The organism is Bacillus taeanensis (assembly GCF_003318295.1).
Classification (GTDB): domain Bacteria; phylum Bacillota; class Bacilli; order Bacillales; family UBA6769; genus Maribacillus; species Maribacillus taeanensis.
This window is the reverse complement of record NZ_QOCW01000029.1, coordinates 20,104-37,602: the sequence shown is the minus strand read 5'-3', so window position 1 is coordinate 37,602 and position 17,499 is coordinate 20,104. Positions and strand designations below refer to the sequence as shown.

The following is a 17,499-nucleotide window of genomic DNA, read 5'->3' as shown; positions in this document are numbered from 1 at the left end:
TTCTACTTATCTTACCATAAGAAAGCAGCAGAAAAAGCGGCTACTTAATATGAAAACTTGATTCATCAATCCATTCGATATAGCTTACCTGCTTTAGCTCACGAACAAGCTGAAAAAGGGCACCATCTTTCTTTTTCGCTTCAATCATGCAGTCAATTCGATCAGTGCTTCCTTTGACTGTATCAAGAAATGAGAGAAACTGCATCACATCAATATATTCAGAATGATGGCGAAACTGTTTTTCATTTTTTGGACTTGAAATATGCATTTTAACCGGAAGCGGTGAATGTGACCACGTATCAAGCACACCGCTCCAGCATTCTTCCCATTCTTTTTCTTCATGATTGGCAAGATGATGATGATGATCAAATACAAGCGGAATCGCAAGCTTTTGACAAAGATATAACGTATCTTTTAACGTAAACGATGTATCATCATTTTCAAGCATAATCATTTCTTGGATGCCTTGAGGAACAAGCCCCCAGTTATGTATAAACCGCTCTAATGCGCTTTCTTTATTTTGATAGTTGCCGCCAACATGCATCACACAGCGGTGCTTTGGATCAATATTCATTCCTTTTAACAGAGCGCGGTGCATATTTAACGTGACGAGTGAATTTTTTAATACGTCTGTTTTTGGTGAATTCAAAAGAACAAAATGATCGGGATGAAAATCAACGCGCATGTTATGTTCGTCCACATATTCGCCAACTTCCTGCAAAATATCTTTTAACGGTCTCATATAGTTCCAATCAGAAAGTTCTTCATGATTAGCAAGCGGAATTAGCTTTGAACTAAATCGGAAAAAGTGAATATCATGGGCGGCATTATGTTTTAATAACCGCAAACAGTTTGTAAGGTTTGACTCCGCAATCCGTTCAAGCTTGCGAATCGCGGCTTCGCGGTTTTGCAGCTGTGAGAATTGTTTATATGTCATTGTTTGCGAGGGGGAGCTGTTTTTTAGCTGCACACTCATCGCAACATACCCTAAACGAACAATTGTCATCTAATCACATCCTTCATGTTGATGGAGTTACTTTTTAGTATACCCATTATATAAAGGAATAATTTCCAAATCAGACAGCTTCAAAAAGAGATTAACTCAAAAAAAAAATAGAGCCAGATCTTCATTCGAGAAGGACTGACCCTAATTCATTTCACCAATGATTATGATTTTGTTGAGAACTGTTCAGTTTCTGTGGAACCTTTCATCGCAGTTGTTGATGCCTTACCGCCCGTAATCGCCATTGCCACTTCATCAAAGTAACCTGTTCCAACTTCACGCTGGTGGCGTGTCGCGGTATAGCCAAGCGATTCATTATCAAATTCTCTTTGCTGAAGTTCAGAATAAGCGCCCATGCCGCGCTTGCTGTAACCTTTCGCAAGCTCAAACATGCTGTTGTTTAAGGAGTGGAAACCAGCAAGTGTAACGAATTGGAACTTGTAGCCCATTTCCCCGAGCTTTTCTTGGAATGTTTCAATTTGCGCATCACTAAGTTTCGCTTTCCAGTTAAATGAAGGCGAGCAGTTGTATGCAAGCATTTTACCTGGATATTTCTCATGAATGGCCTGCGCAAAACGCTGTGCTTCTTCAAGATTTGGTTCAGATGTTTCACACCAAATTAAATCAGCATGCGGCGCATATGCAAGACCACGGGCAATGGCTTGATCAAGTCCTGCCTTCATGCGGTAGAACCCTTCATCTGTCCGCTCTGTACTTGCAATAAAGTTATGATCATATGGATCAATATCACTTGTCATAAGATCGGCCGCATTTGCATCAGTCCGCGCGATAAGAAGTGTCGGTACGCCCATGACATCCGCCGCAAGACGGGCTGAAATTAAATTTTGGACCGCTGTTTTAGTCGGGATTAGTACTTTTCCGCCTAAGTGACCGCATTTCTTTTCCGATGCAAGCTGGTCTTCAAAGTGAACGCCTGCAGCACCTGCTTCAATCATGCCTTTCATTAATTCAAACACATTTAATTTCCCGCCAAAGCCTGCTTCGGCATCGGCAACGATCGGTGCAAACCAGTAGCGCTCACTTTTTCCTTCTGCATGCTCAATTTGATCAGCGCGCTGCAGTGCTTGATTAATCCGCTTTACAACGCTCGGCACACTGTTTGCCGGATATAAACTTTGGTCTGGATACATATGTCCTGAAAGGTTGGCATCTGCTGCAACCTGCCAGCCGCTCAAATAAATCGCTTTCAATCCTGCTTTTACTTGCTGTACCGCTTGATTTCCAGTTAACGCCCCAAGCGCCCGTACAAATGGATCAGTATGAAGCAAGTTCCATAGTCTTTCAGAGCCCATTTTTGCTAGTGTATATTCAATTTGAATTGAACCGCGAAGCTTTAATACATCTTCTGCTGAATAAGGACGTTCAATCCCTCTCCAGCGCGCCTCATTTTTCCATTGTTCCTCTAAACGTTTTGCCTCTTGTTTGTTTACCATTTCAAATCTCCCCTTTTCATTAGGAATCATTTTCACAGACTGGTAATAGAGCAAATCGACAAATAGATCCGAAACAACTGCTCACGCTTTCAATTCATCGTTGTTCACATAGGTTTGTTTCGGTAAAAATTTAACGTTTCCCTTTATACCTCCTTCAATAAAAATAAGCTTTCGTCTTAACTGTTATAATACAATATTTATTATACGTTTATTATATTATAACAGTACCATGTCCTCGTCAATGGTTTTTTTCTAATTTTTATAAATTTATGAAAATTTACTCATATATACTGTTTTACACCTTGTCTCTAGACCAAAAAAGGCAATCTCCTTACCTTTAAGATGATTGCCTAACATATATTATGTAAAAAGTTTTGTGGTAAACTGATCAAGATGTTAATAATACATAATCATCACAGCAGCCGCACTTACCAATAGGTTGAAAGTGCAGATCCAGCCCCAGAGGCTTTCACGAGCAATATAATGGTTATTTTTCTTTGTGCAAATTTGTCCCGATGTTGTTAACTCGTAAAGCACCTCGGCCGCTTTCTCTACACTAATTCCTATTCTTAATGCTAACTGTTCTGTTGTTAATGCTTGTCCACCTTCATTTTGAAGCATCTCGATTACTTTGTGCTGTAAATCTATCATCCGCTCTCCCCCATTTACTAGATTTATAACACGTATATGAGAGAGTTGAAGAAGATATGTCTACAGGCTCGAAGATTTTTTTACTTTTTCAATAAGCTTTTGGATTCCAAATAGAATTCCTTTTATTCCTAAATAAATCAAAAAGAAAACGAGAAAGCCCCACAGGCCAATGACCGCATCTTGAAACTCCATATTGCCCCTGTTTGTTATTTTTTGCTGAATTTCAATCGCAAACACGATAACAACGAGAACAGTAAACGTATAAACAAAAGAAAGCGAGAAAATATTCCACTTTGCAATCCACTTAAAAAGAGGATGAACAGCAAAAAGAATTCCCATTCCGAGAATGCCAATAATCCAAAAATGAAGCTGTTTATCTGTCAGCTCAAAACCAAGCCCCGCGAGGATAACGATTAATAGATCATGCATTGTATTGACAACTTCTGCAAGAAATTTAATAACTTCTCCCATATTATCACTTCCATTATGATAAACTTCCTCTTCATATTAGCATATTTTTACATCATTAATCTTTTAAAATTAAAATAACACTGGAAATGAAAATCACTATCATTTATAATGAGAAAGAGAATCATTTACATAGGACAAAGAAAAGAGGCCGATGGCGATGTTTGATTTAACACTTATGGAAAGCTTCATGTTTTTTGGTGTATTACTGTTACTTGCTATTGTTCTTTCAGTTGTTACAATAATGGAAAAACAACCAAATAAAATCGATATTTGACACTCCCACATGCGTTAAGTCCTCTTATCTCACGACAAGATTTCTTGAGCAATGAGTTTCCTATGTCGTTTGAACCTTCGGCTCAAAAAGGATGTACCTTAGAACGCTGTACAGTACCCATTAGGCTAACCCCGCGTGCCCCGCGGTTCGAAGTCTTATCCCTTCTTGAAGAATGTTTTTGGCGGCATTATGATCACGATCATGTTTAGCCCCACATTGACATTCCCACTCTCTTAACTGAAGGTTTTTCACTTCTTTATTTTTATATCCACAGCTCGAACAAAGCTGCGAACTCGCAAAGTTTGAGCCAACTACGATCAGCTCTTTTCCATACCATTTACATTTGTACGTTAACATGCGGCGAAATTCTGCCCATGACACTTCTGAAATCGCTTTAGCTAGTATTCCGTTTTTTACCATGTTTTTCACACGAAGATCTTCGATACAGATCACTTGGTTTTCATTGACCAGCGAAGAAGATACTTTATGCAAAAAATCATTTCGAACATTGACGATTTTTTCATGAATGCGGGCGACTTTGATACGCTGTTTATTCCAATTCGTGCTGCCAACTTGACGTCTTGACAAAATACGCTGCTTTTTGGCTAGCTTTTCTTCTAATTTACAAAACCATTTTGGATTCTTGAGCTTTGTTCCATCAGAAAAAATCGCAAGATCTTTGAGTCCAACATCGATTCCGACTTCGAATAGAGAGGATTGAGAAGAGTGAGCAGCTTGTTCGGTTAAAATGGAGATGAAGTATCTCCCTGACGGCGTTCTTCTTACAGTAGCTGAAGGAAGTTTGCCCTCGATTTCACGAGATTTCGCAAAACGAACGAGTTCTACTTTCGGAAGACGAACGAAACGATCGTTTTCAATTCGAATTGTTCCAACGCCTGTTTTCTTGTTGTAGTTACATTTTGTTGTATACGACTGTACGTCATTTTTCTTGCTTTTAAAATGAGGTTTTCCTTTTGCTTTTTTGTAGTAGTCCTGATAGGCTTTCCCTAAATCTTGAAGGGTACGCTGCAGAGCAGTTGCATCGACTTCTCTTAACCAATCAATCTGCTTTTTTATTTCTGTTAATTCTTTTTGGGCCCGACCGGCATGAAAGAAACCTGATTTCCATTCATTTTTTAGAAGCTGACCATTTTGAACCATTTCCTGTACGATGTACCAGTAGGCATCCTTTTTCTTTTGGTTCCCCAAAGCTTGGTTAAACACATACCGACAGCAGCCAATCGTTTTATTGATCATCGTCGCTTGTTGGGCTGTGGGATACAGTCTAAACTTATATGCTTTATGAATGTTCATTTTTTCCACCTCCTTTAACAGAATTTCACCATAACAGAACAAACGTTTCTAGTAGAGGAATTAAAAAAATCGAATAGTTAATGTATCAAAAAACAAGCCCTGTTCGACTCACTATCATCTCATACCTAAAGGCGATGGGCTTTCCCATTCGGAAAATCTGTAAAAAGACAGCCTCCCACATCAACGTTCGTAGGAGACTGTCTTTTTCTTTGAAAACTAGCTAATATACTCAAGAAGCGGGTTATAAGAAAGCGAGCCAGATACAACAAGGCCAACTGCAATCGATGCAATTAGAAGCATGAGGGCAACGGCGATATTTCCTTCTTCTACTTTCTTTTCTAACTTAACTTTTGGAAATAAAATATATTCAACAACTAAGAAAGCGATAATTTGAATGACAATCCCAAATGATCCCCAAATCACCATATCTGCTAAACTAATGCTGTTAACCGCTGCTGCATAAATGACAATCGCAAGCCCCAAAACTTTTCCACCAAGCTTTAACGCTTCCGCAACATTTCCTTCTTCAAGGATTAACTTTTTTTCACTAATTTTTGTTGTCACCGCAAATAAAATTGTTCCTACAATTAACAATACAATTCCGACACCAATATAACTTAATGTTTCAATAGCACTGTTTAAGTCGATCATCACTATCGCTCCCTTTCATAATCCTTTTTGAGTCCAATTGGCAAAAAACAGCTTTCATTTCCTGTAATTTTATTGCCGGCCCGCACACCAATCGCTCCAGGTTCGCCGTTAATTAAAAATGAACCAATTAATAAGTGCACTTCTTTTTCTCCTGTTGGCATGCTGACTATTTTTTTCGGAAGTTCTACACATTGCTGGTAAACCGCTAAAAACTCATCATAAAGCGTTGGCTGATTTTTTTCGAGAAATTTTCCTTCTTCATTATAAAGTGTAATCGAACCACCTTCACGTCCAAAACACGGCTTTTTTACATATGGCTGCTTGTTCTCTAGAAACACATCTTCCTCTAAATAAGTCGGCAGAAAATACGTTTCAATCCAATGATGTTCCTCTTCTGTAAAAAACGGATGCCGCTCTTCATACAAGCCCCAAATCACTGCCTGAACAGCTTTTGTTTGCAGTAAAAACGCAGAAGGCGGATTAACGATGCCAAGCTTACGTTCTGAAACGAGCTTCATAAGCTCTAAACCGACTTGTTCTCCTGTTGCTTCATCTCGATCATAAATTAAATATTCAATTGGATATGTTTGACGGTACAGTACATCAATTCGATTTCCTTCTTCATCATACAAACCATCTCCGCTAACAATGCGAAGCTGATCAAGACCTAAACATTTCGCAGGCAATCCACTAATCTCCTGTAAATAAGTGATTGTATGCCAATCTTCTGTATGAGTGCGGTGTGCTGTAAAAACAATCGATGGAAACTCCTTTTTTTCTAAACGATGGTACGCTTCAAACACAACATTTCGAACCGCTCTGCCAAGTCTCTCTTCCATTCCTTCATTAGGGTTGATAGCATGAAAATGAGCTGCAGCCGCACTGTTTACACGGTTACATTCCATAATAAATGTTGGTGTATCAGTGTTTGCTTCAAGCACCTTTAATCCATCCTCTGTTTTTACAAAATCAAGACGCGAAATTACACTTTCTATCCGCATCGTTTTTTCACGCACAAAGAAAAGCGCTTCTTTTGGAATGCCAAGCTGAAGGAGTGTTTCATCATCTACTTCCCGAAGAAGCTGAGCTGTTTTAAAATACACAGTCCCTGCTCTTTTTGTTGCAAGGTGAATGTCTTTCACTTCTTTTTCAGTAAAGTAATGAAGGTCATAAAGGGCATACGGTTCGCCGTCTAAATCAAACCAAAAATTAGCAATCTTTTCATAAAGCTTACGGCGCTTCTCATTATGTAAGCTGATCTCATTACCATCCATTAACCGCCAAAGCCCCCCTTTGAACCCGTACCAAAGCCGCTGCTTCCTTTAAAACTTGATGAGCTTGAATAAGATTTGTAACTGCTGCTGCTTTTAAGCGCATTTTTACTTTTGTAATACGTGCCCCCGTAATAATAGGAACCGCGATATCCTGAATCATCGTCATCGCATTCATAGACACCAAGATCACTGTTCCAATCCCAGTCTCGACACCTTGAATCATCCGGTTCACTAAGCCTCTCACTGCCGCATCCAGACAGCCCGACTGCAAGGGCCGTTGATAATACCCCTGTCATAAGCCGCTTCGTCTTCTTCAAGGTCATACCCCCTTGTTTGTATTTCTATTTCATTATATGATACTAGCCCATTATAAATCATATCCATTATAATAGATTTACCAAATTTTATAAAAGGAGCGATTACATGATCAGTAAAATAAATGTTTTGGAATACCGATTGAATGATGAATTTAATGATTTCCCAGCCCTTTATCATTATAAAAATCTTGAACGCGAACAAATTTATGTGCGCAGAGAATGCGAGCTTTTCGTAAAAGATGGCATTATTTATCAACAAACAAGCTCAGCCCTCGAAGATGACCGCTTTGTCATTTATGTAGAAGAAACAAAAAAAGAATCCCCAATCCGAAGCGGTCCTACTTACGACAACCTTGTTATTGAAGTAAGGGAATTTAAAAATATTGGCGAGCGCAAAATTCTTCATACTTATCACTGTTTTAATCATGATGAAGTACTAGGATACTTAGGCAATACATATATCACTTTATCTCAAAAAGAATACTGCCGCGTCTTAGCTGAAGTAGACGAAGATCGAAAAGCGTATATTTTATTTGTAGAAGACACAGGCCTTATTATAGAAGATTAATATCTGAACATTTGAAATTTGTTTGTCACAATTCCTCACGCGAAATGTAACAAAGTAAAAAGTCCATGCTATTCTTAATTTAAGAAATAAACAAGCAGGTTTTACTAACAAGGAGGAATTAATGATGAATAAGACAAAAAAAGCTGGTTTCTTTTCTTTTATGGTGATTGCGTTACAAGCCATTTTCTCAAAAAACTTTTATACGTCATGGTAATTCCTATCCCAATTTCTTATTTCTAACGACTAAATAATAATCGATCTCGTATTATATAAATAACAAGATTAATATAAAAAACTCTTGGATTTGTCACAAAATCCAAGAGTTTTTTATTCTTTAAGAAGAATGTTTTAGCCCATGAGAGGATGAAGAAGTATGGTCTATCTTTACTTCAGTTTTTGCAGGCTCTGATTTTAACAGCAGTCCAACACCTATCATAATGATAAAAATACTAACAATCCGCATCGTGTTAACCGGTTTTATCGGTGTACCAAACAATCCAAATTGATCTGCAAGGGCTGCTCCGATTACTTGCCCTAAAACTACAATTACAAAGGCGGAAAGAGCGCCAATTTTTGAAATAGAAAGCGTCAATACCGTTACGATTGTAATTCCAAGCACTCCAGAAATAACGTACCATTTAAATCCTTGAACAAGCGATTGTCCCAATCCAATTGCTGGTTGTCGAAACAATATGTAGAGGAGAGCAGGAACAGCCTGAATAATTGGAAACCAAGCAAGCATAGCCGGCAATCCAATGACTTTACTTCCCCCACTGTTGACAACACCATGCATACTAATTAATAAGCCTGCTAAAAGAGCAAAAATAATAGAAACAACATACATGTAAAAGCCTCTTTCCTTATGATTTCAACACTCCAGCTAATCCTGATCCATACAAATTTTTATCTTTATTCATCTTTGCTTACAATTAATTAGCTTACTAAATTTGCTCCTTTAAGAGCTGCTTCAAGCTCTTGAATGGCTTCTTCTGCGTCTGTCCCTTCTGCAACAATCCTCACATCGGCCCCAGTTGGAACGGCTAAAGCCATTACCCCCATAATCGATTTTAAGTTCACTTGTTTTTCATTGTATTCTAGTTTAATATCAGCCTTAAATTTACTTGCTGTATTGACTAACACTGTTGAGGGACGCGCATGAAGTCCTGCCTTATCAGCTACAATAAATGTTTTTTCTGCCATTTTCAATTCCTCCTATTTTACCATTCATCTCAAACTGTTATTTTCTTATCATAATTTCATTGTAGTTTAAAAAGCGCTTACACTAAACGTATCCTTTTTCCGTTATATAACGGAAAAGATTGAAAAAGGGCGGTAAATAAAAACCTCCATATCAACAGTGTTATGCTGAATATGGAGGATCATTAGTCAAATGTAAAATTATGCTTCTACCTTTTGAAAGAACTGTGGTAAATGTTCTTTATGCGCTTCTAACATTTCGTCTAAAATCTCTTTTCCAACACGATCACTTGGAACAAGCGGATTGATTGTCATCGCAAGCAATGCTGTATCATAATCACCAGTCACAGCCGCTTCCGCAGCGATCCGTTCAAATGATTTGATTTGCTGTACTAATCCGTTTGCAGCAACTGGAAGTTCCCCAACTGTAATCGGCTTAGGACCATCTTTTGTAATCATGCAGCTTACTTCTACTGCAGAATCCGCTGGAATACCCGCAATTGCACCATTATTAATTGTATTTACCGGCTGAATGTCACGTTTATCATTATAGATAGAAGAAATAAGTCTTACTGCAGCATCACTGTAATAAGCTCCGCCGCGTTTTTCTAGCTGCGGCGGCTTAATTGCTAGATTCGGATCTTTATAAAGTTCAAATAAATCATCTTCTAATTTTTTCACAACTTCTGCACGTGTTTCGCCTTTTTCATAGTTTTTCAAGTCTTTTTCCAGCATTTCATCTGTTTTGTAATAGTACATATGATATGGACAAGTTAAAACATTGAAAGCTTTCAAAAATCCTGGCTCCCACCCTAGTCCATCAATATTTTTTACAAAGCTGCTGTTATTAGGGTCTGTTAATAGATTAATAACTTTTTCCTTCACGCTTACACCATCAACATAAACATCTAAACCATAAACCATATGATTAAGACCTGCAAAATCGATACGAATGCGGGAGTGTTCGACATCTAATAGTTTTGCGATTCCCATTTCAATCCCAATTGGCACATTGCAAAGACCAACAATTTTTTTATGATTTGTATAGCGGAGAATCGCTTCTGTTACCATGCCAGCTGGATTTGTAAAGTTTACAAGCCACGCATTCGGACATAATTCTTGAATGTCTTTGACGATATCTAAAATAACTGGAATCGTACGAAGTCCTTTAAACAATCCGCCAGGGCCATTTGTTTCTTGTCCAATGACGCCGTATTTTAATGGAATTCTTTCATCTTTAGCACGCGCCTCAAGTAAGCCTACACGGAATTGTGTTGTAACAAAATCTGCATCTTTCAATGCTTCACGGCGATCAAGCGTTAAATGAATATCAATTGGAAGTCCTGCTTTTTTCACCATACGCTTCGCTAAATTTCCAACAATTTCTAACTTTTCTTTTCCCGCTTCAATATCAACAAGCCAAAGCTCACTTACAGGAAGCTCATCATAACGCTTAATAAATCCTTCCAACAGTTCAGGTGTATAACTAGATCCTCCGCCAATTGTTACGATTTTTAGTCCTTTACTCATAACTTAACACCTCCAGATAATTTAACAGCCTCATACAAATCAACAAACTCTCCAGCTAAATCTTTCATTGTCATTGCATTCATTAAGTGATCCTGTGCATGAACCATTAAAAGCGAGACTTCACTTTTTTCCCCCCTGATTTCACCTTGAATGAGCGATGTCTGAACATGATGCGCTTCATTCAGCTCCTTTCCGGCTTCTTGTAATTTTTCTTTTGCCAGTTCAAAATCCCCCTGCTTTGCGGCAGCAATTGCTTCCATCGCTGAACTTCTTCCATTACCCCCATGCAGGATAATTTTAAAAATCGTTTCTTCTAAATTGTTCATGGTTTCTTCCTCCTTTATCTATCTGAAACAAAATATGTGACTTCTTTAAATACTTGCTGCTTTCTTTTCTTCAGGCTGAACGGTTTCATTTCCGCCTTCCTCAATAAACTTTTGTTTATCCCACATTTTAAAGAATGGATAATACACTAAAAATGCTATTCCGATATTAACTAGCTGCATCACTGCACCGGAAATTTTTCCACCTGTCGTTAAATACCCGTGTAAAATCGGCGGCATTGTCCATGGAACAGCTAATCCTGCCGGCTTTGCAACTAATCCTGTTGTCATTCCGATATATGTTGCTGTTATTGTAAGCAGCGGTGTTAAAATAAATGGAATCATCATCATCGGATTCATAACAATTGGTAATCCAAAAATAATCGGTTCATTAATATTAAAAAGCGCAGGACCAAAGCCTAACTTTCCTAACTGATTTACCTGCTTACTTCGTGCTCGTAAAATCATACATAATACAAGTGCAAATGTTGCACCACTTCCACCAACATTCATCATTTCAAAAAATTGTGTTGTAAAAATATTCGGCAGCTCTTCACCATTTTGAAAAGCAATGCGGTTTTCATCCATTGCACCGTACCAAATCGGCGCCATTACACCCGATACAACGTTCATACCGTGTATTCCCGTTGTCCATAAAAACATTGCAACAAAGATAGCGACTAAACTTCCTCCAAGTGTCCCGCCTAACGCACTAAGCGGTGCACCAACTACTTGTGTAACAAGGTTATGAAGATCATTGAATGAAGTGGATTCAACAAGAATACGTGCTAACCAAATTAACGTAATAACCACAAAACCTGGAATAAGAGCAACAAATGATTTCGTTACAGCTGGCGGTACTCCGTCAGGCATTTTAATAACAATGTCTTTTTGAACGATAAAGCGATAAATTTCGGTTGAAAGCATGGAGATAATCATTGCAACGAATAATCCTTTACTTCCCATTAAAGCAACTGGGATGCCGCCGCCAACCATGATTGCTTCTGCAGCACCTTCTGGCGTAAATGACACTTGATATGGTGTTGCTAGTAAGAAAGCAGCAACAGAAATTGCTCCGGCTGTCAGTGGATCAACATCGTACTTTTCAGCTAAACGATAAGCAATACCAAATGCAGCGATAAGCGCCATAATATCAAAAGTAACACCTACAGGGTACATAAGCTTCGTCGCCCATTGATCCCCGAAAATTCCTGCCCAAAACTCAAACCAACCCGGAATCGGCAGGTTCGCTAAAATTAAGAACAGCGAACCGATAATAATAAGCGGCATCGTTAAAATGATTCCATCGCGTAATGCGTTTAAATGGCGCTGACCTGCAAGACGACCGGCAATTGGCATTACTTTATTTTCAATAACGCTCGTAAATTTATCCATCTCTAACCCTCCCTATTGAGAAACTGAAGCTAATTGTTCTGCTGTTTTTAACACTTCAGGGCCGTTGCATGTTCCGTAATGAACTGGATTAATGATATCAACAGGTACACCTTTTGATTCACCTAATTTTTTCATTTGCGGCAGTAAGTAGCGTACTTGCGGTCCTAACAGTAAGACATCTGCCTTATCAATATGATTTCCTACTGTATCTCCTGAAACTGCCCAAATTTTATATTCTTTCCCTTGTTCCGCTGCACTTTTTTCCATTTTAGTAACGAGTAAGCTTGTCGACATCCCTGCTGCACAACATAATAAAATATTCATGTATAAATCCCCCTTATGTTTCGTTATATGATTTTTTATTTTTACACTGTTTTCTTCTGATAACCTTATCTTGTTTGAAAAGCGCTTACATTTAAATCTACTCTTTTTTCACTTTATAACGGAAAAAACTTAATTAACTTTTTACTGTTTAAAACGAATTAGTTGTTTACTGCTGACGCCATCTGCTCTGCTGTTTTTACTACTTCTGCGCCATTACATGTTCCATAGTGTACCGGATTAATAACATCAACCGGTACGCCCTTTGAATCACCCAGCTTTTTCATCTGCGGCAGTAAATAACGTACTTGCGGACCTAACAGTAAGACATCTGCCTTATCAATATGATTTCCTACTGTGTCTCCTGAAACCGCCCAAATCTTATATTCTTTCCCTTGTTCCACCACGCTTTTCTCCATCTTTGTTACGAGTAGACTTGTTGACATTCCTGCTGCACAACATAATAAAATATTCATGTATAAATCCCCCTTGTATTAGTAAATGTTTTCGCTTTCTTTTGATAGTTTTATTGTATTTTAAAAGCGCTTACATTTAAACATAACCTTTTTCCGTTACACAACGGAAATAAAATAATGAAGTATTCATAAAACTCAGCATTCCTAAAATATAAATAAAAGGTTGCCTTCACGGGATAGACCCTATGAAAACAACCTCATATAAGGATAATAAGATTTTAATTTGAAAAGACTTCAATAAACTCTTGATAGCTTTTACATTTCAACAGCTGCTGAACCATGCTTCGATCATCTACTACTTTACCTAATAACTTATACATCTTTTGTAGGTCTTCAGTGCTATTTTTCTGTACACTTAATAAACAAACAAACTGAACATGCTTGTCTTCCCACATTATTGGTTTTTGCAATGTACAAATGGTCCAAAATGTTGTATCTGTTTGCGGAATCATTGGATGGGGAATTGCGACAAGGTTACCAAAACAAGTAGGTGACACAGCTTCTCTTTCAAAGACAGAGTCAATAAAGGTCTCATTCACAAAACCTAATGTGCGCAATTTATCGCCTAAAAAATGCAGTACTTGCTCTTTTGTTTCAAACTTCTCCTGCAAAAATACTAACTTCTCATTTGTATATTCAAAGGGTGGAGATGTTTGCTCAACAATTATTTTCTCAATCTTCTCAAGGTCATGGCCGCCTAGAATTGTATTTACCTCAATAACTGGAATAGAGAATGAATCGGCAATAGGGATGGTACTTATAAGAAAGTCCAGCGCATGTAAAGACGTTTGATGTAATTTATAATATTCAGTAGTTCCTAATATTTCAAGTTTTGACCCAAATTTTGATTTTAACTTGTAATATAATAATTTTGAACTACCAACTCCTGAAGCACATACGATCATGCATCGCTTTGGCTCATTCCCCATATTTTTCCGTTCAATCGCTGCTCCTATATGAAGGGCAAGATAACCGATTTCATTTTCATGAATCTCAATTCCCAGCTCACGCTTAATAACCATTCCTGCTACAACCCCTGCTTGAAAGGCGAGTGGATAATTTGATTTAATCGCATCAAGCATTGGATTTCTTAAATTCATTCCATAGCGGTAACGATTAATTGCGGGTTTTAAATGCAGACTAATACCAATAAGCAGCTCTTTATCATGCCGAATGCCTAAGTGAAGTTTTGTTTCAATTGTATCAAGCATACTTATTGTAAGTTGATAAACTTCTTGATTAATAACTGTTTTAATTTCTTTTTCGCTCATATCCGTATCGACGATCATCTTTGTGCCCAGTAAATGAATCGCAATATATGCTACTTCAGTTTGTGGAAATACTACATGTAAACCTCGTTCAATTTCTAAAACGATGTTTGCTGCAACCACATACTCTTTTTGATTAATAATATTTTTTAATTCCTGCGGATATAATGAAACATAGTTTTTGTTTCTTATTCGTTTACAAGCAATCGCAATATGAATAATTAAATTATTTAAGCCAATATCGGAAAGTGAAATGTCATTTTCCTTTATTTGCTCTAAAATAATCGCTCTAATTACTTTCATTTCTTCTTTTGGAAGAATAGAAAGATTAGCATTCATTAAGTCCAATTCAGTTTCTGTTCGATCAAATAAATATTCTGACATGCAGTACCGCAGTTTCGCTTCTTCTCCCTTTAAGCGAAAGCCATAGTTTGGACGAGTCTCTAACGTAATGCCGTAGTTTTGTAGTATCTTTTTTACATCTCGTAAATCATTTTGAATCGTTGATTTACTAATGTACAGCTCATCTGCTAACTCTTCAAGCTTCACAAACTGATCGGTAAGAAGAAGGCGGTTAATTAAGAATTGAACACGCTCTTCCGGTAAGGATGGAAGAATGCCCTGCACGGCAGAATCATTGTCAGAAAGTTTTTGTAATAATTGACGAAAAAGCTGCTCATTTTGGACGGTAAGCTCATATCCAGTTCCTCTGACAGATTTAATGGCTGCTCCGTGCTTAGAAAGGAGTGTGTCTAATTCTTTAATATCACTTCTAACTGTTCTTGATGTAACTTGATTAACTGATGCTAAATAGTCACTTGTTAAAGGAGATTTTGCTGCCATTAGCTCACGTAAAATACTTATAATACGCCCGTTCCCCATTCTTCCTTCTCCCTCCCATACACTTCTTTAAATCTCTCTATTCATGTTTTTATTTTCACAAAGTGTACTTACTCTGCCTTTAAAAACTCATAAAGAACATTAAATACTTGCTGGAGCACATCCTTAGGGTTAACATCCTGTTCCCTGCCGATTAAATGACCGCGCACAGCCATGCGTTGTCCCATTCCAACAAGCGTATTTCCAACCATAGAAATAACTAAATCCTCATCAATATCACTGCGCAGGGAACCATCCTTTACTCCTTCTCGTATGACATAAAAGCATGTTACTTCATCTTTTAAAAAGACTTTATATTTTTCTTCTAGCTCTGAGGTTGGATAGGTGTTTCGATAATAATGGTCAAACAGACTCATGAAGCGAAGATAATTAGGTTTTTTATCAAAAAACACCAGCATTGCCTCAAATAACAATTTTAACCTATAAATGCCATTTTCCCCTTTTGCCATACTTTGCAGCAAATATTGATTCATTTCACGAAACACTTTCATCTGAATTTCAAAGACAATTTCATGAACTGATTTAAAGTACTTATATAATGTCACGCGACTAATAGAGGCATTGGCAACGATATCTTTCATTGTTACGTTCGCTAAATCCTTTTCTAAAAACAGTTCTAATGCAGCTTCAACAATTTCTTCTCGTCTATCGTTTCGATATTCTTTTAATGACTTTTTCCACTTTTCATCCATCATGCGTTCTCCTATCAACATAAGACGACTTGTAAATAACTATTTACACTGTGTTAACTTTATCTAAAAATAGTAGCATGGAGACGTTTTACAATCAAGATCATTTAATTTAAAAGCATCCGCTCAACTCTCATCATTTATACTAAGAGTTAGGTTTTCTTTACTTTACTTTAAAAGCGCTTACATATAAAGATACTTTTTTTCCGCTTCCCAACGGAAAAAGTTTGTTTAGTATTATGAAAATTAATAAAATTAAATTATGATATAATAACAGCAGTAAATTTTTTTGGAAGGAGCAAATTATCATGGCAGATAACAGTAAGTTTATTGGCTATATCGGCACCTACACAAAAGGGGACAGCAAAGGAATTTATAAATTCACCTTGGATACGAAAGAGGGAAAATTAAGCGAAGTAACAGAGGCAGCTGTACTAGACAACCCTACATACGTAACAGTTAGTGAAGACAATCAGTCGCTTTATGCGGTTGTAAAAAAAGGGGAACTTGGCGGGGTTGCTGCATATGCAGTTAACAGTGAGACAGGTGATCTTACAACGTTAAATAACCAAGTAACGGAAGGCGCATCTCCTTGTCATGTTAGTGTGGATAGTAAAAACCGCACTGTTGTAACAGGAAACTATCATAAAGGAACTGTTGAATCCTACCTTATTAATAAAGAAAACGGTACAGTAAACCCTGCCGTATCGGTTATCCAGCATGAAGGTTCTGGTCCTAATCAAGAGCGCCAAGAAAAACCTCATGTGCACTATACAGGATTTACTCCTGATGAAAAATATGTCGCTGTTGTTGATTTAGGTATTGATAAACTCGTTACATATGAATTAAATAATAGCGAATTAACAGAAGTAAACAGCTTGTCTACTTCTCCTGGAAGCGGTCCTAGACATCTTGTATTCCACCCTAACGGAAAGTACGCATATATTATGACAGAGCTCAGCTCAGAAGTTCTCGTCCTAGCATATAATTCTGAAGACGGCAGCTTTAAAGAACTGCAGGCTGTTTCAACAATTCCAGAAGACTTCACAGAAAATAATCAAGGAAGTGCGATTCATATTTCTTCTGACGGCCGCTTTGTATATGCCGCAAACCGCGGACATGACAGCATTGCAGTTTTCAGTGTAAATGAAGCTTCAGGTGAACTTACATTTGTTGATCGTACCTCTACAGAAGGAAACTGGCCGCGTGACTTTGTACTTGATCCAACAGAAAAATTTGTTGTGGCGTCAAACCAAGATTCAAGCAGCCTTGTGCTCTTCTCAAGAGATGAAGCAACTGGAAAGCTGACACTTCTTGATTCAACTGTATCAGTTCCTGATCCAGTTTGCGTAAAGTTTTTAACCGTTTAGATGAAATAGAAGCAGGAATATGATTGGAATACAGCGAACCTTATTTTAGTTCG

At 37.7% G+C, this 17,499-nt stretch carries 19 protein-coding genes; 2 read left to right on the top strand and 17 right to left on the bottom strand.

Annotation, left to right across the window (positions count from 1 at the left end; all coding sequences use genetic code 11):
• Positions 1-40 precede the first annotated feature (40 nt).
• The 8 genes from uvsE to DS031_RS19935 all read right to left on the bottom strand — a co-directional run bounded on the left by uvsE (position 41) and on the right by DS031_RS19935 (position 7,409).
• Positions 41-1,006: a UV DNA damage repair endonuclease UvsE gene (uvsE, locus tag DS031_RS19970; RefSeq protein ID WP_113807972.1), complete on the bottom strand. Its 966-nt coding sequence runs from the start codon at positions 1,004-1,006 to the stop codon at positions 41-43.
• Between the two features lie 161 nt (positions 1,007-1,167).
• On the bottom strand, positions 1,168-2,457 hold the full coding sequence (gene aceA / locus DS031_RS19965; protein WP_113807970.1) for an isocitrate lyase: 1,290 nt from the start codon (positions 2,455-2,457) through the stop codon (positions 1,168-1,170).
• 396 nt (positions 2,458-2,853) lie between these two features.
• Positions 2,854-3,108, bottom strand: coding sequence for a hypothetical protein (locus DS031_RS19960; protein ID WP_113807968.1), 255 nt, complete (start codon positions 3,106-3,108; stop codon positions 2,854-2,856).
• 60 nt (positions 3,109-3,168) lie between these two features.
• Positions 3,169-3,579 (bottom strand): hypothetical protein, encoded by a 411-nt coding sequence (locus tag DS031_RS19955; protein WP_113807966.1) that lies wholly within the window; start codon positions 3,577-3,579, stop codon positions 3,169-3,171.
• Between the two features lie 394 nt (positions 3,580-3,973).
• A complete protein-coding gene (tnpB, locus tag DS031_RS19950; RefSeq protein ID WP_181833267.1) occupies positions 3,974-5,167 on the bottom strand; it encodes an IS200/IS605 family element RNA-guided endonuclease TnpB in 1,194 nt (397 codons plus the stop codon).
• 216 nt (positions 5,168-5,383) lie between these two features.
• The gene (locus tag DS031_RS19945; RefSeq protein WP_113807964.1) at positions 5,384-5,818 is read right to left on the bottom strand and encodes a DUF350 domain-containing protein; all 435 of its coding nucleotides are present in this window, start codon (positions 5,816-5,818) and stop codon (positions 5,384-5,386) included.
• A gap of 2 nt (positions 5,819-5,820) precedes the next feature.
• Positions 5,821-7,092, bottom strand: coding sequence for a glutathionylspermidine synthase family protein (locus DS031_RS19940; protein ID WP_113807962.1), 1,272 nt, complete (start codon positions 7,090-7,092; stop codon positions 5,821-5,823).
• Positions 7,092-7,409 carry a hypothetical protein gene (locus tag DS031_RS19935; protein WP_181833266.1) on the bottom strand — a complete coding sequence of 106 codons (318 nt, stop codon included), beginning with the start codon at positions 7,407-7,409 and terminating at the stop codon, positions 7,092-7,094. The genes DS031_RS19940 and DS031_RS19935 overlap by 1 nt, the downstream gene beginning before the upstream one ends.
• Positions 7,410-7,515: 106 nt before the next feature.
• Between DS031_RS19935 and DS031_RS19930 the strand changes: the two genes are divergently transcribed.
• Positions 7,516-7,977, top strand: a complete 462-nt coding sequence (locus tag DS031_RS19930) for a hypothetical protein (protein ID WP_113807958.1) — start codon at positions 7,516-7,518, stop codon at positions 7,975-7,977.
• 334 nt (positions 7,978-8,311) lie between these two features.
• Here DS031_RS19930 and DS031_RS19925 read toward each other — a convergent pair whose 3' ends face one another.
• From DS031_RS19925 to DS031_RS19885, 9 genes are all read right to left on the bottom strand, one after another.
• On the bottom strand, positions 8,312-8,821 hold the full coding sequence (locus tag DS031_RS19925; RefSeq protein ID WP_113807956.1) for a DMT family transporter: 510 nt from the start codon (positions 8,819-8,821) through the stop codon (positions 8,312-8,314).
• Between the two features lie 89 nt (positions 8,822-8,910).
• Positions 8,911-9,177 (bottom strand): phosphocarrier protein HPr, encoded by a 267-nt coding sequence (locus DS031_RS19920; protein WP_113807954.1) that lies wholly within the window; start codon positions 9,175-9,177, stop codon positions 8,911-8,913.
• A 198-nt stretch (positions 9,178-9,375) separates the two neighbouring features.
• A complete protein-coding gene (locus DS031_RS19915) occupies positions 9,376-10,704 on the bottom strand; it encodes a 6-phospho-beta-glucosidase (protein WP_113807952.1) in 1,329 nt (442 codons plus the stop codon).
• Positions 10,701-11,030, bottom strand: coding sequence for a PTS sugar transporter subunit IIA (locus DS031_RS19910; protein ID WP_113807950.1), 330 nt, complete (start codon positions 11,028-11,030; stop codon positions 10,701-10,703). Before DS031_RS19910 ends, DS031_RS19915 begins: the two co-directional genes overlap by 4 nt.
• A gap of 45 nt (positions 11,031-11,075) precedes the next feature.
• Positions 11,076-12,422 carry a PTS cellobiose transporter subunit IIC gene (gene celB / locus DS031_RS19905; protein WP_113807948.1) on the bottom strand — a complete coding sequence of 449 codons (1,347 nt, stop codon included), beginning with the start codon at positions 12,420-12,422 and terminating at the stop codon, positions 11,076-11,078.
• A 12-nt stretch (positions 12,423-12,434) separates the two neighbouring features.
• Positions 12,435-12,746, bottom strand: a complete 312-nt coding sequence (locus DS031_RS19900) for a PTS sugar transporter subunit IIB (RefSeq protein ID WP_113807946.1) — start codon at positions 12,744-12,746, stop codon at positions 12,435-12,437.
• A gap of 158 nt (positions 12,747-12,904) precedes the next feature.
• Positions 12,905-13,219 carry a PTS sugar transporter subunit IIB gene (locus tag DS031_RS19895; RefSeq protein ID WP_113807945.1) on the bottom strand — a complete coding sequence of 105 codons (315 nt, stop codon included), beginning with the start codon at positions 13,217-13,219 and terminating at the stop codon, positions 12,905-12,907.
• 218 nt (positions 13,220-13,437) lie between these two features.
• Positions 13,438-15,369: a BglG family transcription antiterminator gene (locus tag DS031_RS19890; RefSeq protein WP_113807944.1), complete on the bottom strand. Its 1,932-nt coding sequence runs from the start codon at positions 15,367-15,369 to the stop codon at positions 13,438-13,440.
• A 68-nt stretch (positions 15,370-15,437) separates the two neighbouring features.
• Positions 15,438-16,079, bottom strand: a complete 642-nt coding sequence (locus tag DS031_RS19885; RefSeq protein ID WP_181833265.1) for a TetR/AcrR family transcriptional regulator — start codon at positions 16,077-16,079, stop codon at positions 15,438-15,440.
• Positions 16,080-16,384: 305 nt separating this feature from the next.
• Here DS031_RS19885 and DS031_RS19880 point away from each other — a divergent pair, with 305 nt between their 5' ends.
• Complete coding sequence (locus DS031_RS19880; protein ID WP_113807940.1) at positions 16,385-17,446, top strand: lactonase family protein; 1,062 nt, start codon at positions 16,385-16,387, stop codon at positions 17,444-17,446.
• The last annotated feature ends 53 nt before the right edge of the window (positions 17,447-17,499 follow it).

Excerpts from the sequence above, each read along its gene's own strand:
- uvsE (WP_113807972.1), bottom strand. The coding sequence starts at position 1,006 with ATGACAATTGTTCGTTTAGGGTATGTTGCGATGAGTGTGCAGCTAAAA.
- aceA (WP_113807970.1), bottom strand. The coding sequence starts at position 2,457 with ATGGTAAACAAACAAGAGGCAAAACGTTTAGAGGAACAATGGAAAAAT.
- DS031_RS19960 (WP_113807968.1), bottom strand. The coding sequence starts at position 3,108 with ATGATAGATTTACAGCACAAAGTAATCGAGATGCTTCAAAATGAAGGT.
- DS031_RS19955 (WP_113807966.1), bottom strand. The coding sequence starts at position 3,579 with ATGGGAGAAGTTATTAAATTTCTTGCAGAAGTTGTCAATACAATGCAT.
- tnpB (WP_181833267.1), bottom strand. The coding sequence starts at position 5,167 with ATGAACATTCATAAAGCATATAAGTTTAGACTGTATCCCACAGCCCAA.
- DS031_RS19945 (WP_113807964.1), bottom strand. The coding sequence starts at position 5,818 with ATGATCGACTTAAACAGTGCTATTGAAACATTAAGTTATATTGGTGTC.
- DS031_RS19940 (WP_113807962.1), bottom strand. The coding sequence starts at position 7,092 with ATGGATGGTAATGAGATCAGCTTACATAATGAGAAGCGCCGTAAGCTT.
- DS031_RS19930 (WP_113807958.1), top strand. The coding sequence starts at position 7,516 with ATGATCAGTAAAATAAATGTTTTGGAATACCGATTGAATGATGAATTT.
- DS031_RS19925 (WP_113807956.1), bottom strand. The coding sequence starts at position 8,821 with ATGTATGTTGTTTCTATTATTTTTGCTCTTTTAGCAGGCTTATTAATT.
- DS031_RS19920 (WP_113807954.1), bottom strand. The coding sequence starts at position 9,177 with ATGGCAGAAAAAACATTTATTGTAGCTGATAAGGCAGGACTTCATGCG.
- DS031_RS19915 (WP_113807952.1), bottom strand. The coding sequence starts at position 10,704 with ATGAGTAAAGGACTAAAAATCGTAACAATTGGCGGAGGATCTAGTTAT.
- DS031_RS19910 (WP_113807950.1), bottom strand. The coding sequence starts at position 11,030 with ATGAACAATTTAGAAGAAACGATTTTTAAAATTATCCTGCATGGGGGT.
- celB (WP_113807948.1), bottom strand. The coding sequence starts at position 12,422 with ATGGATAAATTTACGAGCGTTATTGAAAATAAAGTAATGCCAATTGCC.
- DS031_RS19900 (WP_113807946.1), bottom strand. The coding sequence starts at position 12,746 with ATGAATATTTTATTATGTTGTGCAGCAGGGATGTCGACAAGCTTACTC.
- DS031_RS19895 (WP_113807945.1), bottom strand. The coding sequence starts at position 13,219 with ATGAATATTTTATTATGTTGTGCAGCAGGAATGTCAACAAGTCTACTC.
- DS031_RS19890 (WP_113807944.1), bottom strand. The coding sequence starts at position 15,369 with ATGGGGAACGGGCGTATTATAAGTATTTTACGTGAGCTAATGGCAGCA.
- DS031_RS19885 (WP_181833265.1), bottom strand. The coding sequence starts at position 16,079 with ATGGATGAAAAGTGGAAAAAGTCATTAAAAGAATATCGAAACGATAGA.
- DS031_RS19880 (WP_113807940.1), top strand. The coding sequence starts at position 16,385 with ATGGCAGATAACAGTAAGTTTATTGGCTATATCGGCACCTACACAAAA.